14 protein-coding genes are annotated in these 14,742 nt (G+C 71.3%); 7 read left to right on the top strand and 7 right to left on the bottom strand.

Going from position 1 to position 14,742, the window contains the following annotated elements:
• Positions 1 to 76: 76 nt before the first annotated feature.
• Positions 77 to 1,012, bottom strand: coding sequence for a LysR family transcriptional regulator (locus B207_RS0102580; RefSeq protein ID WP_026310590.1), 936 nt, complete (start codon positions 1,010 to 1,012; stop codon positions 77 to 79).
• Between the two features lie 113 nt (positions 1,013 to 1,125).
• Here B207_RS0102580 and B207_RS32230 point away from each other — a divergent pair, with 113 nt between their 5' ends.
• From B207_RS32230 to B207_RS42715, 4 genes are read left to right on the top strand one after another with little or no spacing between them, the layout of a single operon-like run.
• Positions 1,126 to 2,091 (top strand): ornithine cyclodeaminase family protein, encoded by a 966-nt coding sequence (locus B207_RS32230; protein ID WP_018634948.1) that lies wholly within the window; start codon positions 1,126 to 1,128, stop codon positions 2,089 to 2,091.
• A 2-nt stretch (positions 2,092 to 2,093) separates the two neighbouring features.
• Positions 2,094 to 3,026, top strand: a complete 933-nt coding sequence (gene dapA, locus B207_RS0102570; protein ID WP_018634947.1) for a 4-hydroxy-tetrahydrodipicolinate synthase — start codon at positions 2,094 to 2,096, stop codon at positions 3,024 to 3,026.
• On the top strand, positions 3,023 to 3,880 hold the full coding sequence (locus B207_RS0102565) for a fumarylacetoacetate hydrolase family protein (protein ID WP_154675107.1): 858 nt from the start codon (positions 3,023 to 3,025) through the stop codon (positions 3,878 to 3,880). Before dapA ends, B207_RS0102565 begins: the two co-directional genes overlap by 4 nt.
• Complete coding sequence (locus tag B207_RS42715) at positions 3,877 to 4,203, top strand: MmyB family transcriptional regulator (RefSeq protein ID WP_084691969.1); 327 nt, start codon at positions 3,877 to 3,879, stop codon at positions 4,201 to 4,203. The genes B207_RS0102565 and B207_RS42715 overlap by 4 nt, the downstream gene beginning before the upstream one ends.
• A gap of 37 nt (positions 4,204 to 4,240) precedes the next feature.
• On the opposite strand, the gene B207_RS32225 is transcribed toward B207_RS42715, so the two are convergent.
• Entirely contained in the window at positions 4,241 to 5,152 is a 912-nt protein-coding gene (locus B207_RS32225) for an N-acetylmuramoyl-L-alanine amidase (protein ID WP_051102344.1), read from the bottom strand.
• A gap of 320 nt (positions 5,153 to 5,472) precedes the next feature.
• Positions 5,473 to 6,285: a DUF3097 domain-containing protein gene (locus tag B207_RS0102550; protein WP_026310589.1), complete on the bottom strand. Its 813-nt coding sequence runs from the start codon at positions 6,283 to 6,285 to the stop codon at positions 5,473 to 5,475.
• Positions 6,286 to 6,538: 253 nt separating this feature from the next.
• On the opposite strand from B207_RS0102550, the gene B207_RS0102545 reads away from it, so the two are divergent.
• Complete coding sequence (locus B207_RS0102545) at positions 6,539 to 7,090, top strand: isochorismatase family protein (protein WP_268258185.1); 552 nt, start codon at positions 6,539 to 6,541, stop codon at positions 7,088 to 7,090.
• Between the two features lie 72 nt (positions 7,091 to 7,162).
• Here B207_RS0102545 and B207_RS0102540 read toward each other — a convergent pair whose 3' ends face one another.
• The 4 genes from B207_RS0102540 to B207_RS0102525 all read right to left on the bottom strand — a co-directional run bounded on the left by B207_RS0102540 (position 7,163) and on the right by B207_RS0102525 (position 9,845).
• Positions 7,163 to 7,453 carry a DUF4193 domain-containing protein gene (locus tag B207_RS0102540; protein ID WP_018634941.1) on the bottom strand — a complete coding sequence of 97 codons (291 nt, stop codon included), beginning with the start codon at positions 7,451 to 7,453 and terminating at the stop codon, positions 7,163 to 7,165.
• A gap of 146 nt (positions 7,454 to 7,599) precedes the next feature.
• Complete coding sequence (locus B207_RS0102535; RefSeq protein WP_018634940.1) at positions 7,600 to 8,133, bottom strand: DUF3145 domain-containing protein; 534 nt, start codon at positions 8,131 to 8,133, stop codon at positions 7,600 to 7,602.
• Positions 8,134 to 8,314: 181 nt separating this feature from the next.
• Positions 8,315 to 9,325, bottom strand: a complete 1,011-nt coding sequence (locus B207_RS0102530; RefSeq protein WP_018634939.1) for an SPFH domain-containing protein — start codon at positions 9,323 to 9,325, stop codon at positions 8,315 to 8,317.
• Positions 9,326 to 9,392: 67 nt separating this feature from the next.
• Positions 9,393 to 9,845 carry an NfeD family protein gene (locus tag B207_RS0102525; RefSeq protein ID WP_018634938.1) on the bottom strand — a complete coding sequence of 151 codons (453 nt, stop codon included), beginning with the start codon at positions 9,843 to 9,845 and terminating at the stop codon, positions 9,393 to 9,395.
• A gap of 122 nt (positions 9,846 to 9,967) precedes the next feature.
• Between B207_RS0102525 and glgX the strand changes: the two genes are divergently transcribed.
• Both glgX and treY read left to right on the top strand, forming a co-directional pair.
• A complete protein-coding gene (gene glgX / locus B207_RS0102520) occupies positions 9,968 to 12,175 on the top strand; it encodes a glycogen debranching protein GlgX (RefSeq protein WP_018634937.1) in 2,208 nt (735 codons plus the stop codon).
• The gene (gene treY, locus B207_RS0102515; RefSeq protein WP_230204798.1) at positions 12,165 to 14,729 is read left to right on the top strand and encodes a malto-oligosyltrehalose synthase; all 2,565 of its coding nucleotides are present in this window, start codon (positions 12,165 to 12,167) and stop codon (positions 14,727 to 14,729) included. Before glgX ends, treY begins: the two co-directional genes overlap by 11 nt.
• Positions 14,730 to 14,742: the final 13 nt, after the last annotated feature.

Genomic DNA, 14,742 nt, shown 5'->3' with positions numbered 1-14,742 from the left:
GTGGTGGCCGTCACGTTAGGTTGCGGACGTCACATCAATCCAAGACAAGTAGTCCGATCCGCCCATCACGGATTCGTTATGAGCCGCCTTCGCTGCTGTCGGTGACGGCGTCCGGCACCTCCGAGCGAAGGGCGGCGACGGCCGCCTGCTGCAGGGGCGACCAGAGCTTGTCGTGGCGGCGGAGGAGCACGATCTCCTCGCTCAGATCGAGGTCGGGAAGGTCGAGGCGATGCAGGCGACCGTCGGCGACCTCGACGTCGACGGCGTACGACGGGGCGATGAGCCCCCAGCCGTTGGTCACCGCCGCCCGCTTCATCGCCTCGGCGTGGCCGAGCCGCAGCACGAAGTGCGGCACCGGCTGGTCGGCGGCGCGAAGCTGGCTCTCCAGGTTGCGCTGGTAGACGACGTTGCCGGGCGCACCGACCAGCGGGAGCGCCATCGCCTCGGCGACGCTCAGCGCGGCCCCCCGCTCCACAAGCTCCGGCGAGACGTAGACCCCTAGCGGAACCGTCGCCAGCCGCTCGAGGTCGACCGTTTCTGGCAGCGGCCGTTGGTCCCAGTTGAGGACCGCCAGGTCGCACTCGCCGCTCTCGACCGCATGCACCACCTCGTCCGGCCGCGAGGTCGCGACGGTGATGTCTGCCCGCGGGCGCTCGCGGCCCAGCCGCGCCAGCACGGGCGGCACGACGTACGTCCCGACGGCCAGGCTGGAGAACACCACGACCCGCCCGGTCTCGCCTCCGGCGAGGTCGCCCACCTCTCGTCGCACCGCCGCCGCACCGGCCAGCACTCCGCTCGCCCAGCGGTGGGTCCGTTCACCGGCCTCGGTGAGGACCAGCCGGTTGCCCTGGCGCTGGAACATCGGCGCCCCGACCCACGCCTCAAGCGCCCGCAGCTGCGCGGAGACCGCGGGCTGCGCCACGAGCAGCGCCTCCGCCGCCCGAGTCACGCTGCACTCCTCGACGACGAGACAGAACACTTCGAGCCTGCGCAGCGATAGCTGGGTTTGCATCGCGCCTCCATAAGCGATCGGTGATACGCGCATCGCGACACTGCTACTTGCGTCTATGCGTAGGCCGCGATCAGCGTAAGAGCGGTCACAGCCACCGCCCACGAAGGAGCTCGATGAGCCTCCCGCAGTACGATGACGCGCAGGTTGAGGCCTCCGTCCCCGTGCCCGCCGCCCTCACCGCCCTGCGCGCCGCGTTCATCGCCGCGCACGAGGGTAAGGCGATGGCTGTCCCGAAGACGATGCTGCAGTGGGAGGATCTTCCCGACTCCGGGGTGAGCAGCGCTCACGCCCTCGGGGCCGTCGACCTGGTCGCGCAACGACTGGCCTTCAAGTACTGGGTGAACACCCCCCGCGGCGCCGAAGCCCTGCTGACGCTCTTCGACACCGACCGTGGCGCGGCGTGCGCCGCCATGGCTGCGGGAGCGCTCGGAATGCTGCGCACCTCCGGCACCGCCGCTCTCGTCACCGACGCACTGACCGCACCGGACGCCGACCGGCTGGCGGTGCTCGGCACCGGACGACAGGCGATGCACCAGGTCCGCGCCGTCGCGGAGGTCCGCTCGCTGAACGAGGTCCGGATCTGGAGCCGCGACGCCGACCACCGGCGCGCCTTCGCGGAGCGGGTTCACACCGAACTCGGGCTCAAGGTCGCGGTGTACGACAGCGTGACGGAGACCGTGCGCGACGTACCGATCGTCACCGCGGTGACCCGCGCCCGAGAGCCGTTCCTCGACCTCGACGACCTCGCTGACGGCGTACACCTCAACGCGCTCGGCGCCATCCTGCCCACGCACCGCGAGCTGCTGCCCGGCGTCGTCGAGGCGGCCGGATTGATCGTGGTCGACGACCGCGACAACGCCCGACGCGCCGCGGCCGAGCTTCACGCCGCCGACGTCGACCTCGACGCCGTCACCACCCTGGGCCAGCTGCTCGCCGAGGGCACCGCCCGTCCCGCAGGGTGCCGGCTCACCCTCTTCAAGGCCCTCGGCAGCGGCATCGGCGATCTCGCAGTCGCCGGCGCAGCCCACGCCGAGCTGCTCGCCTCCCCCTCCGCCGAGAACCAGACCCAGGAAGGCTGACCGTGCGCTTTCGCAAGGAACCCTCGCTCATCACCGGCTCGATCGCTCCCCTCATCACCCCCTTCACCAGCGACGGCGCCGTCGACCACGACTCGCTGCGGCGGCTGGTCGACTGGCAGCTGGCCGCCGGCTCCCACGGGATCTCGATCGGCGGCTCGACCGGAGAGCCCTCGGCCCAGACGGTCGCCGAGCGCGCCGCCGCGATCCGCGTCGTCGCCGAGGTCGTCGCGGACCGCGTGCCGTTCCTGGCCGGGACGGGCTCGACCCACCTGAGCGAGACCCTCGAACTGACCGAGGTCGCCCAAGCTGCCGGCGCCGACGCCACCCTCGTGATCTCCCCGTACTACGCGCGACCGACCCAGGACGGGCTCTACGCCTGGTACGAGGCAGTCGCCCGCGAGTTCCCCGACCTCCCGCTCGTCATCTACAACGTCCCCTCGCGCACCGCCGTCGACGTCGCGCCCGAGACCGTCGCGCGGCTGTTCCACGACTTCGACAACATCGTGGGGATCAAGGAGACGACCAAGGACTTCGAGCACTTCTCGCGGGTCCTGCAGCTGTGCGGCGAGGAGCTCCTGGTGTGGTCGGGCATCGAGCTGCTGTGCCTGCCGCTCCTCGCACTGGGCGGGGTCGGCTTCGTCAGTGCCACCGCCAACATCGCCCCACGCGCGGTGGCGTCGATGTACGACGCGTGGCTGGCCGGCGACGCCGAGGAAGCCCGACGACTGCACTACGCACTGCACCCACTGGTCGACCTGCTGTTCGTGGAGACCAACCCGACGACCGCCAAACTGGTCCTCGAGCAGGAGGGACGGATCGCGTCGGCCCACGTCCGGCCGCCCCTGGTTCCCACCACACCCGCCGGCGCCGAGAAGGTCGCGGCGCTGCTCCACGAGGCCAAGGAGATCATGGATGTGGAGCGGGAGCTCCGGTGAGGCTCGCGACAGGATTGATCAGCGGTGAGCGACGTACCCTCGCCCAACGCGACGCCGCAGGTCCGGCGTACGACGTCACTGCGGTCACCGGTGGTGACGTACGGCGTGCGTTCGGACTGAGCACCGAGCAGCTCGAGCTGCCGGGGAGACCCGAGGTTGATCTCGCCGACGCGATCTTGCTCCCGCCGGTCCCGGATCCGGCCAAGATCGTCTGCGTCGGGCTCAACTTCGCCACCCACGCCGCCGAGGTGGTGCGCGACGCCGGCGACCACCCGACGCTGTTCACCCGGTTCGCCTCCACGTTCGTCGGCCACGGTCAGCCGCTGCTCACCCCGGTCGAGTCCGACACCCTCGACTGGGAGGGCGAGGTGGTGGTCGTCATCGGGCGCGGTGGCCGTCGTATCCCTGCCCCCGCCGCGCTCGAGCACGTCGCCGGCTACTCGGCGATGGGCGAGAACAGCGTCCGAGGCTTCCAGCTGCACAGCGCCCAGGCCACCGCCGGAAAGAACTGGGACCGCTCGGGCTCCTGGGGGCCGTGGCTCGTGACCGCCGACGAGGTCTCCGAACCCAGGTCCCTCGAGGTCGTCACGCGGCTCAACGGAGCCGAGAAACAGCGTGGCCGACTCTCCGACCTGGTCTTCGACGTACCGACGGTCATCTCCTACATCAGCACCTTCACCGAGCTCTCCCCCGGCGACGTCATCGCCACCGGCACCCCCTCCGGCATCGGCCACCGCGAGACCCCGCCCCGCTACTTGCGGCCCGGCGACGTGCTCGAGGTCGAGCTCGTCGACCACCTCGTGCTCACCAACCCGGTCGAGGCCGATCCCGACCGGCCATCGACTCAGCTATGACAGAAACCCGTTCAGGCCGGTGGGTCGACAACGATTCGCTCGCAGGCTCGGCACGACGAGACCACACACCGGCCGGGCGGAACCCGAAGGAGTGGGCCGAGCACCGGGTCACCAGCGCCAGCCACGACACCAAGCACTACCGGCACCCCGCCGTCGGCGACCTCACCCTCGACTGCGACATCTGGGCCGGCCCCGAGGGGAGCGGGCAGCAGCTCATCGCCCTCACCAACCGCCACGGCCGATCCACCGGTAGAGACACTCCCCCCACCCATAGCGAAAAGCGCAGAAGGCCGTCCTCGTGGAGGAACGGCCTTTTGTCGTAGTTGGCGCAAAATGAGGACGGGGTTCCGGCCAGGCAGGTCAGCTGCCGGGCGAGGCGGAGGCGCCTGGGCTGCCGTTGTCACCGCTTCCTTCACTGGCAGCGCCTCCGTCACGCGGTCCGCCGTCGACCAGAAAGGCGGCAATTCCCTGAACGAGCCCTGCCGCCGCCCGCTGGCGCCAGGCGGGGTCGCTGATCCGCGCGGCGTCACCGGGATTGCGCATGTTGCCGCATTCGAGAAAGACCTTCGGCACGCGGGAGAGGTTCAGGCCGGCCAGGTCGGCCCGCACCGTGATGCCGTCCTCGCCGAGGTAGTCGGCCGGCGGCTGGCCGGTCGCCGACCCGAATGCCTCCCGGAGCAGGTCAGCGAGCCGCCCCGAGGCGGGCAGGATGCCGCCGTTGCCCCCGTCCGGGCTCGCCGCCGGAGCGATGACGTGGAAGCCGCTGCCCTGTGGCGGCCCGCCGTCGGCATGCACGGACACCACGGCGTCGGCGCCGGCGTCGTTGCCGATGCGGGCCCGTTCGTCGACGCAGGGCCCGACGCTCTGGTCGTCGGTGCGGGTCAGGATCACTGTTGCGCCCCGCGCGCGCAGTTCCTCGGCGGCGCGGACCGCAACGTCGAAGGTGAAGGCGTGCTCCGCGTACCCGTCTGTGGTCTCGGCACCCACGGCGTCGCATTCCTTCCGGAAACCGCCGGCATCGACGAGCCGGTTGATAGCCGTCGGATTGGCGCTGTTCCCGCCGTTGTGACCGGGGTCGATGACCACCGTCCGCCCGGCCAGGGCGTGGAGGTCCGCCGCCGCGGTGGCCCCGGTGGCAGGCCGCCTGGCCACGTCGGGCTCTGCTCCCCCGGGCCAGATCACCAGGCCGGTCACGGCCACGGCAATGGCCAGGAACGCCGCGGTCGCCAGCAGCGCGTAGGGCGACACCCTCCTGGGCGTGCTCCTGGGCATGGCGCCCCCGCTTCTCCTCCGCCCCCCTCCGGGCCAGGCCGGTCCAGGCATCGACGGGCCCGGAAGCGGGTCAGGCACCGGTGACCGGGATGCGGTCAGGCACCGGACTCCGCGCCTCGGTCGCCGGCCGGGATCTCGGCGAACCGGAGACCACCGCACCGCGGGATCCACTCACATGATCCACGCGACCAGCGGACCAGGACGACCAGCGACCAGCGTCACCAGCGAACAACGTGACCTTCGCGCCGAAGAGCCTGGAATGGCCGTACGTAACCATATACGTCCGCCCAGGCCGCCCCGGATCGCCGCACCACTGTCCGTCAGTTCGCGGTCACGAAATCGATCAGCTCCTCGACGGCCCTCAGCAGGCCGGGTTCGAGGTCGGAGTACGAGTCGACCGCCGCGAGCACCCGGCGCCACATCTCGGCCGGCTCGCTGACGCCCAGGGCCGCGCAGACGCCTTCCTTCCAGGCCTGGCCCCGCGGCACCTGCGGCCAGGCACGGATCCCGACCGAGGTCGGCTTCACCGCCTGCCAGATGTCGATGTAGGGATGACCGGTCACGAGAACGTGCTCGCCGGCAGCGGCAGCAGCGATCCGGCTCTCCTTGGACCCGGGAACGAGATGGTCGACGAGAACGCCGAGCCGGCGCCCCGGCTGCGGCCGGAAACCGCGGACGATCTCGGGGAGGTCGTCGACGCCGTTCAGCGGCTCCACGACGACACCCTCTATCCGCAGGTCGTCGCCCCAGACCCGTTCGACGAGTGCTGCATCGTGCAGGCCCTCGACGTAGATGCGGCTGGCACGCGCGACGCGGGCGGGCGCACCTGGCACGGCGAGGGAGCCCGAGGCGGTTCGCCGGGGTGCCGACGGGGCGGCGGCCCGTGGGCGGGTGAGCGTGATCCGCTCGCCGTCCAGCAGGAAGGCGCCCTGGCCGAGGGGAAAGACCCGGCGACGCCCCTTCCGGTCCTCGAGCATCACCCCGCCGGCCTCGACGCCGACGACTGCCCCGCAGTACCCGGAGTCAGCGTCCTCGACGACGAGGTCCGGCTCGATCTCGACCACCCGTGGCTGTCTGGGCACCCGTGCCCTGTCCTGGGCCAGGATGTCGGGTCCGTAGTCGCGGCTGCGCACGCCCGCAACCTACAGTGGGGCAGGGGCGGGCATTCCCGACGACACGCCGCGGCGCGGGCCGCGCGGGCCGGGTGGCCACGCGGGCCCGAAGTGACCACCGTGGATGTCGGGAGGCACCGTGGGAAGCAGCTCGGCGGAGGGCGCGGCGGAACGGACCGGCGCACACGGAGCGAGCCGGCCTGGAGACCTGGCCGCCACGACCACGGCCGCCCATGCCCATGCCCGGTACGGCCCCGGCGTGGCGCTGCTGGTGATCGACATGCAGAACGACTTCGCGGCAGCGGGCGGCAGCCTCCACGTAGACGGCGGAGAGGAGATCGTCGACGGGGTGAACGCCGAGATCGCGGCCGCGACGGAGGCCGGCTCCCCGGTCTACTACACCCAGGACTGGCATCCCCCGTCGACGCCGCACTTCGTGACCGAGGGCGGGCCGTGGCCGCCCCACTGCGTGCGCGACACGCCCGGCGCGGCCTTCCACCCCGGCGTGACGATCGCCGGGGAGGTCATCCGCAAGGGCGTCGACGGCGCGGACGGCTACTCGGGCTTCTCCGTGCGGGACCCGCAGTCGGGTGCGCGGTCCTCGACGGTGCTCGGCGAGCGGCTGGCCGCGGGCTCGGTGGCCAGCGTGGTCGTGGTCGGTCTCGCGGGTGACTACTGCGTGCTCGAGACCGCGCTCGACGCGCGGGCGCAGGGGCTGGACGTCGTCGTCCCCCTGGCGCTCACCCGCTTCGTCGAACGGACCGAGGGCGACCGCGAACGCGCGGTCGCCCGGATGCGTGAGGCAGGCGTGCGGACACCGTCCTGACCTCCCCGGGGTGGGGAGCAGGAGACCGCGGTACCGCCTGGTTCGCACCGCGGTGGTGCTGGGCGCCGGGTTTCAGGCGGCGCAGTCCCGGCAGACCATGCGCCGGGCGTCGTAGAGCTGGCTGCGGTGGTGAACGAGGTAGCAGCTCGTGCAGGTGAACTCGTCCGCCTGCCGCGGCAGGACACGGACGGTCAGCTCCTCTCCGGACAGGTCGGCGCCGGGCAGGCCGAGCTCGGTCTCGAACGGATCGACATCGTCACCGAGGTCGGCCGCCGCGTCCGCCCGCCGGGCCTTGAGGGCCTCCAGGCTCTGCTCGGAGTCCTCGAGTTCCGTGGTACGGGGGGTGTCGTAATCGGTGGCCACTGAGTTCTCCCAGAATGGTTGTGCTCTCGTCGTGCGCAACCCACAACGCACGACCCCGGGGGTATGTGCCCGTCCGACCCACGCGAACACAGTGTGGGCTTGACCACAGACAGCTGAGCGGGCGCTCAGCAAACCGTGCGGAGACGTCAGCCGGTGCGCCGCAGCCAGGTCACGGGCGCGCCGTGAGCCCCTCGCCGCAGCGGTTCCAGGACGTCGTCCCAGGCGGTGCCGAGCAGGCGGTGCAGGCCTCGGGAGAGGGTCTCCCGCGCCTCACCGCGTTCGAGCAGGGCGAGCAGGGCGACCTCGCCGACCACGACGTCCCCGTTGGCGGCGATCGCGGCGCGGTGCAGACCCAGCTCGGGGGTGAACGAGTACCGCTCGGCGTCACAGCCCGGCGAAGGACCCTCGACGGTCTCGAAGGTCACATGCCCCAGCCGGCGCAGGACGGAGGCCAGCCGGCCCGCCGTCCCCGGAACGGCGCGCCATTCCAGACCGGCGTACAGGAAGCCGGGATGGCCCGGCTGCGCCGTCCAGGTCAGGGAGACCGGGGCGGTAAGGGCTCCGGACACGGCGAACTCCAGGTGCGGGCACAGCGCTGGCGGGCACGCGAGAACTGCCAGCTTGCCCGGCACGGCGAAGGACGACGAGCCGGATGACAGCTCACGAGCTGTCGATGACATTGCCACCACGCGGGACCTCCGTCGACGAGGAACGCCTTCCCCTGCGGCTCGTCACATCGGACCCGTCAGATACCAGTCGATCGTGCCATGACCAGCGGGCCAGGACTAGACCTCTCTCCTCCCCTGGTGCCACATGTGGTGTCCCCCACCCCACCGAGGGACTGGTTCTTTCAGGTGGGATTCAGACGGGAGCGGCGGGCCGGCTCCCGTCACCGCCGCCCGGCCGGCCCCCGCCGCCCTCTCGTCCGCCATCGCCGCCGGGCTCACCGCCGGGCTCACCGCCGTCGCCGTCGCGCCTGCCCTGGCGGCCGGTCCGGCCTTCGACGTCGAACAGCCCGCCGGGCCCGGCGAGGCCGCCCAGCGCGGAGGTCAGTTCGCTGGGCACGATCCACAGCTTGCTGGCCTGCCCCTGGGCCAGCCGTGGCAGCATCTGCAGGTACTGGTAGGCGAGGAGCTTCTGGTCCGGGTCACCCTCGTGAATGGCTCCGAACACGGTGCCGATCGCCTTGGCCTCGCCCTCGGCGGCGAGGATCTGGGCCTCCCGGTGGCCTTCGGCCCGCAGGATCGCGGCCTGCTTCTCGCCCTCGGCCCGCAGGATCTCGCTGGCCTTCACGCCCTCCGCCGTCAGGATCGCGGCACGCCGGTCGCGCTCGGCGCGCATCTGCTTCTCCATCGAGTCCTGGATGGAGCGCGGCGGGTCGATCGCCTTGAGCTCGACCCGGTTCACCCGGATGCCCCACCGCCCGGTCGCGTCGTCCAGGACCCCGCGCAGCTGCCCGTTGATCTGGTCCCGGGAGGTGAGGGTCCCCTCCAGGTTCATCCCGCCGATGACGTTGCGCAGGGTGGTGACGGTCAGCTGCTCGATCGCCCGGATGAAGTCGGCGATCTCGTAGGTTGCCGCCCGCGGGTCGGTCACCTGGAAGTAGATGACGGTGTCGATACCCACGACGAGGTTGTCCTCGGTGATGACCGGCTGCGGCGGGAAGCTCACCACCTGCTCACGCAGATCGATGCGTTCCCGGATCCGGTCGACGATCGGGACCACGATCGCCAGGCCCGGGGTCAGCGTGCGGTGGTAGCGGCCGAGGCGTTCGACCACCATCGCCCGCGCCTGCGGGACGATCCGCACGGACCGGATCAAAAAGATCAGGACCACCAGCGCCGCCACCCCCGCGGCGATGACTCCGCCCATCCGCACTCCTTGGTCATGGCCGAGGTCCTGCTCCCCGGCGCGGCGTCCTGCTCCCCGGCGCGGCGTCCTACCCGCTGGGAGGCGGGATCTCCTCCCCGCGGTGCACGATCACATGCGCGCCGTCGACACGCAGCACCCGGACGGCGGTGCCGACCTCCAGCACGTCCGCCTCCGGGAAGGATCTCGCGGACCAGATCTCGCCGGCCAGCCGGACCCTGCCATCCGCCCCGTCGACCCGCTCGACGACGACGGCGGGGGCTCCGACCAGCGCGTCCGTCCCGGTCCGCAGCAGTGGGCCGCGGGTCAGGTGGCGCCGGGCGACCGGGCGCAGGCCGGCGGTCAGCCCGGCCGAGACCCCGGCGAAGGCCACGATCTGCACGATCAGGTCGGCGCCCGCGACCGCGAGCCCCGCGCTGACCAGCGCAGCCACCGCGAACATGATCAGTATCAGGTCCAGGGTGAGCAGTTCCCCGAGCAGGAGCACACCCGCCACGACGACCCAGACGACCTCGTCCGCCATGGCACCTCTCCGCGGTCGGAACTCCAACGATCTATCAGAACTCAATGGCTGCAGCCAACAGCCGCCCGTGCTTCGCGCGCCCCCGGCCCGAGCGAGGGTGCCGAGCCGTAGGCTTCGTGCGTATGTCCCAGGTCTGGCCAGGCAGCCCTTATCCCCTCGGCGCCACCTTTGACGGGTCGGGTACCAATTTCGCGATCTTCTCGGAGGTCGCCGAGCGCGTGGAACTCTGTCTGTTCGACCCCTCGGGAGCCGAGCGCAGGATCGAGATGCGCGAGCGCGACGCCTTCGTCTGGCATGCCTATCTGCCCACCGTGCTGCCCGGACAGCGGTACGGCTACCGCGTCCATGGACCCCATGATCCCGCACAGGGGCACCGGTGCAACCCCAACAAGCTTCTTCTCGACCCGTACGCCAAGGCCGTCGACGGCGAGATCGACTGGGACCAGGCCGTCTTCGGCTACAACTTCGGCGACCCGGAGAGCGTGAACACCGCCGACTCCGCGCCGCACATGATGAAGTCGGTGGTGATCAGCCCGTTCTTCGACTGGAACGGAGACCGCCCCCCGCGCCGCCCCTACAACGAGACGATCATCTACGAGGCGCACGTGCGGGGCCTGACCATGCGCCACGAGGGCCTGCCCGAGGAGTACCGCGGCACCTACGCGGGCGTGGCGCATCCACTGATGATCGATCACTATCACCGGCTGGGCGTGACCGCGATCGAGCTGCTGCCCGTGCACCAGTTCGTCCATGACGAGCACCTGGTGAGCCGCGGCCTGCGCAACTACTGGGGCTACAACTCCATCGCCTTCCTCGCCCCGCACAACGGCTACTCGTCCGCGGGCGGCGACGGGCGGCAGGTGCAGGAGTTCAAGGGCATGGTCCGCAACCTGCACGAGGCCGGCATCGAGGTGATCCTCGACGTGGTCTACAATCACACGGCCGAGGGCAATCACATGGGCCCGATGCTGTCCTTCCGGGGCATCGACAACGCTGCCTACTACCGCCTGGTCGACGATGATCCGCAGTACTACATGGACTACACGGGCACCGGCAACAGCATGCGGGTACGGCACCCGCACGTCCTACAGCTGATCATGGACTCACTGCGGTACTGGGTCACCGAGATGCACGTGGACGGCTTCCGCTTCGACCTGGCCGCGACCCTGGCCCGGGAGTTCTATGACGTCGACCGGCTGTCGTCGTTCTTCGACCTGGTCCAGCAGGACCCCGTCGTCTCCCAGGTGAAGCTGATCGCCGAGCCGTGGGACCTCGGCGAGGGCGGCTACCAGGTGGGTAACTTCCCGCCCCTGTGGACGGAGTGGAACGGGCAGTACCGCGACACCGTCCGCGACTTCTGGCGTGGGCAGGACCACGGCATCGCCGAGTTCGCCTCCCGCCTGACCGGCTCCTCGGACCTGTACGAGAACGACGGGCGCCGGCCGTACGCGTCGATCAACTTCGTCACCGCCCACGACGGCTTCACCCTGCGTGACCTCGTCTCCTACAACGACAAGCACAACGAGGCCAACGGCGAGGAGAACCGGGACGGCTCGGACGACAACCGCTCCTGGAACTGCGGGGTGGAGGGGCCCAGCGACAACCCGGCGATCAACCGGCTGCGCAACGCCCAGGCCCGCAACCTGCTCGCCACCCTGCTGCTCTCGCAGGGTGTGCCCATGCTGGTGGCCGGCGACGAGATGGGCCGCACCCAGGGCGGCAACAACAACGCCTACTGCCAGGACGGCCCGATCTCCTGGCTGGACTGGTCCGACGCCGAGCGCAACGCCGACCTGATCGAGTTCACCGCCCAGGTCGCCCACCTGCGCAGGGCGCACCCGGTGTTCCGGCGACGGCGGTTCTTCCAGGGGGAGTCGATCCGCGGCTCGGCCGGTGGAGAGGACAACGCGGGTGGGTCGCCCGACGGCGCGGAAGCCGTCGAGGTGGCCGCCAAGGACATAGTCTGGCTTCGTCCTGACGGTAACGAGATGTCCGACACCGACTGGGAGTCCGGCACGGCGCGCTCGCTCGGCTGCTACCTCAACGGGCACGGCATCCCGGACCCCAACACGCTCGGCGAGGCGATCGTCGACGACTCCTTCCTGCTGTTCTTCAACGCCCACCACGAACCGATCCGGTTCCTGGCACCACCGGCCAACTTCGGCACCACCTGGGAGATCATCGTGGACACGCGCTCGTCCAGCGCCGAGATCGCGGCGATGCTCGGTGGCACCGATCTCGGCGCCGTCGACGTCGAACGACTGGTCAAGGCCGAGGACCCGCTCGAGGTCGATGCCCGCGCCACCCTCGTGCTGCGCCGTGTCAGCTGACCGGCCCAGCGGCCCCGACCGCCACCCGCCTGCCGACCGCCGCCGGGAGGGCGCCGCGGGCGCGGGCCGGGAGGAGCTGGGCGGCGGCGAGCTCCGGGTCGTCCCGAGCGGGACCTACCGGCTCCAGCTGCACCTGGAGTTCTCGTTCACCGACGCCGCCGTGATCATCCCATACCTGGCGGGGCTCGGGGTCTCCCACCTGTACCTGTCTCCCATCCTGGAGGCGGCGCCCGGGTCGACGCACGGCTACGACGTCGTCGACCACAGCCAGATCAGCCCGGAGCTCGGCGGTCTCGGCGGCCTGCGCCGGCTGGTGGCCGCGGCCCGGCGCGCCGGGCTCGGCATCGTCGCGGACGTCGTGCCCAACCACATGGCCGTGCTGGCCCCCGGCACGACGAACACCGCCTGGTGGTCCGTGCTGCGCGAGGGGCCGGACTCCCCCTACGCCTCCTGGTTCGACATCGACTGGGACTCCCCGGACAACCCGGGCCGGGTGCTGCTGCCCCTGCTCGGCCAGTCGCTCGCGGACAGCCTCGCCGCCGACGAGATCACCGTCGAGCAGGACGAGGACGGCGAGTGGGTGATCGTCTACTACGACCACGTGCTCCCGGTCGCCGCGGGCACCGCCGACCCGGCCGACGTCGCGGCCACCCTGGACGCGCAGTACTACCGGCTGTGCTGGTGGCGCGTCGGCGGGACGGAGCTGAACTACCGCCGTTTCTTCGACATCCCGTCGCTCGCCGGCCTGCGCCAGGAGGACCCGGACGTCTTCGCCGCCACCCACCGGCTGCTGATCGAGCAGGTCCGCTCCGGCAACCTGGAGGGGCTGCGCATCGACCACCCGGACGGCCTGGCCGACCCGGAGGAGTACCTGCGCCAGCTCGCGGAGGCCACCGGGGGCGTGTGGACGATCGTCGAGAAGATCGTCGAACGTGAGGAGGCCCTGCCCGACAGCTGGGCCTGTGACGGCACCACCGGCTACGAGACGCTGAACCGGATCACCCGGCTCTTCCTGGACCCGGTCTCCGCCCGTCCGATGGCCGCCCTCTACACCGAGGTCAGCGGGCGCTCGCCCGACTTCGCGCCGGTCGCCCGCGCGGCGAAGATGGACGTCCTCACCACCGTCCTGCGGCCCGAGGTCGACCGCCTGACCGGGCTGGCGCTCGCCGAGGCCCGGCGCGACCGGGCCGACCTCACCCGGGCGGGCCTGCGCGAGGCGCTGCGCGAGGTCCTCGCCGCCTTCGAGGTGTACCGCGCCTACATCCGCCCGGACGGGACCCCCAGCCTGGAAGCCCGCGGCCACATCGTCCGCGCGTGCGAGCAGGCGCGGCTGGCGCTGCCGGGCCGGGCCAGCGAGATCGACCTGATCGAGGACCTCGCGCTCGCCGGCCCGTCCGAGTTCGTGGTGCGCTTCCAGCAGACCTGCGGCCCGGTGATGGCCAAGGGCATCGAGGACACCGCCTTCTACCGGTACGTGCCGATGGTCGCGCTCAACGAGGTCGGCGGTGCCCCGGGTGACTACCCGGCCTACCCCACGGGCCACCCCCGCAGCGCCGTCAACGAGTTCCACGAAGCGAACATCACCACCCAGCGGGCGTGGCCGCTGACCATGACCACGCTCTCCACACATGACACCAAGCGCTCCGAGGACGTCCGCGCCCGGCTCGCCGTGCTGTCGGAGGACCCGCGCGGCTGGGCCGACATCCTGCGCCGGCTGACCCGGCTCGGTGAACGGCACGCCGACCCGGAGGCCGGCTGGCCCGACCCGGTCACGATGTACCTGCTGGCGCAGACCCTGGTGGGCGCCTGGCCGATCTCGGCCGAGCGGGTCAGTCAGTACATGGTCAAGGCCGTGCGGGAGGCGAAGCTCTTCACGACCTGGGCGGACACCGATCCCGCCTACGAGGCGGCGCTGACCAACTACATCGAGAGCGCGCTGGAGGACGAGGAGTTCGTCGGCGCGCTGGACACCTACGTGGCCACCCTGGTCGAGCTCGGCCGGCAGAACAGCCTGGCACAGAAGCTGCTGCAGCTCACGATGCCCGGCGTCCCCGACGTGTACCAGGGGCAGGAGCTGTGGGATCACTCCCTGGTGGACCCGGACAACCGCCGGCCGGTCAACTTCGGCGAGCGGGCGAAGATGCTCACCGAGCTCGGGGTGGAGCCCGGCTCGGAACTGGCGGCGCCGCGGCGCCCGCCGGTGCTCGACGACTCCGGCGCGGCGAAGCTGCTCGTGGTGGCACGGTCGCTGCGGGTACGGCGGGATCACCCGGAGTGGTTCGGGGAGCAGGGCACCTACCGGCCGCTGTGGGCCTCCGGGTCGGCCGCCGAGCACGTCGTCGCCTTCTGCCGCTCCGAGTCGGTGGTGACGGTGGTGCCGCGGCTCGTCCTGGGCCTGCGGCGTGGCGGCGGCTGGCGCGACACGACCGTGACCCTTCCCGAAGGCCGCTGGGCGGACGTCCTGACCGGCCGCCGGCACGACGGGGGGACGGCCTACGTCCTGCGGCTGCTGCGCGACTTCCCGGTCAGCCTGCTGATCCGCACCGTTGCATGAGAGCGCCGGATGG

Origin of the sequence: Parafrankia elaeagni (assembly GCF_000374165.1) — a bacterium.
Lineage (GTDB): Bacteria > Actinomycetota > Actinomycetes > Frankiales > Frankiaceae > Parafrankia > Parafrankia elaeagni.
The sequence above is the reverse complement of the archived record's forward strand: the minus strand, read 5'-3'. Positions and strand labels throughout refer to the sequence as shown.

Coding starts and splice junctions, on each gene's coding strand:
- B207_RS0102525 (WP_018634938.1), bottom strand. CDS start 9,845: ATGGCGGACGAGGTCGTCTGGGTCGTCGTGGCGGGTGTGCTCCTGCTC.
- glgX (WP_018634937.1), top strand. CDS start 9,968: ATGTCCCAGGTCTGGCCAGGCAGCCCTTATCCCCTCGGCGCCACCTTT.
- B207_RS32225 (WP_051102344.1), bottom strand. CDS start 5,152: ATGCCCAGGAGCACGCCCAGGAGGGTGTCGCCCTACGCGCTGCTGGCG.
- B207_RS32230 (WP_018634948.1), top strand. CDS start 1,126: ATGAGCCTCCCGCAGTACGATGACGCGCAGGTTGAGGCCTCCGTCCCC.
- B207_RS0102530 (WP_018634939.1), bottom strand. CDS start 9,325: ATGGGCGGAGTCATCGCCGCGGGGGTGGCGGCGCTGGTGGTCCTGATC.
- B207_RS42715 (WP_084691969.1), top strand. CDS start 3,877: ATGACAGAAACCCGTTCAGGCCGGTGGGTCGACAACGATTCGCTCGCA.
- B207_RS0102535 (WP_018634940.1), bottom strand. CDS start 8,133: ATGTCATCGACAGCTCGTGAGCTGTCATCCGGCTCGTCGTCCTTCGCC.
- B207_RS0102580 (WP_026310590.1), bottom strand. CDS start 1,012: ATGCAAACCCAGCTATCGCTGCGCAGGCTCGAAGTGTTCTGTCTCGTC.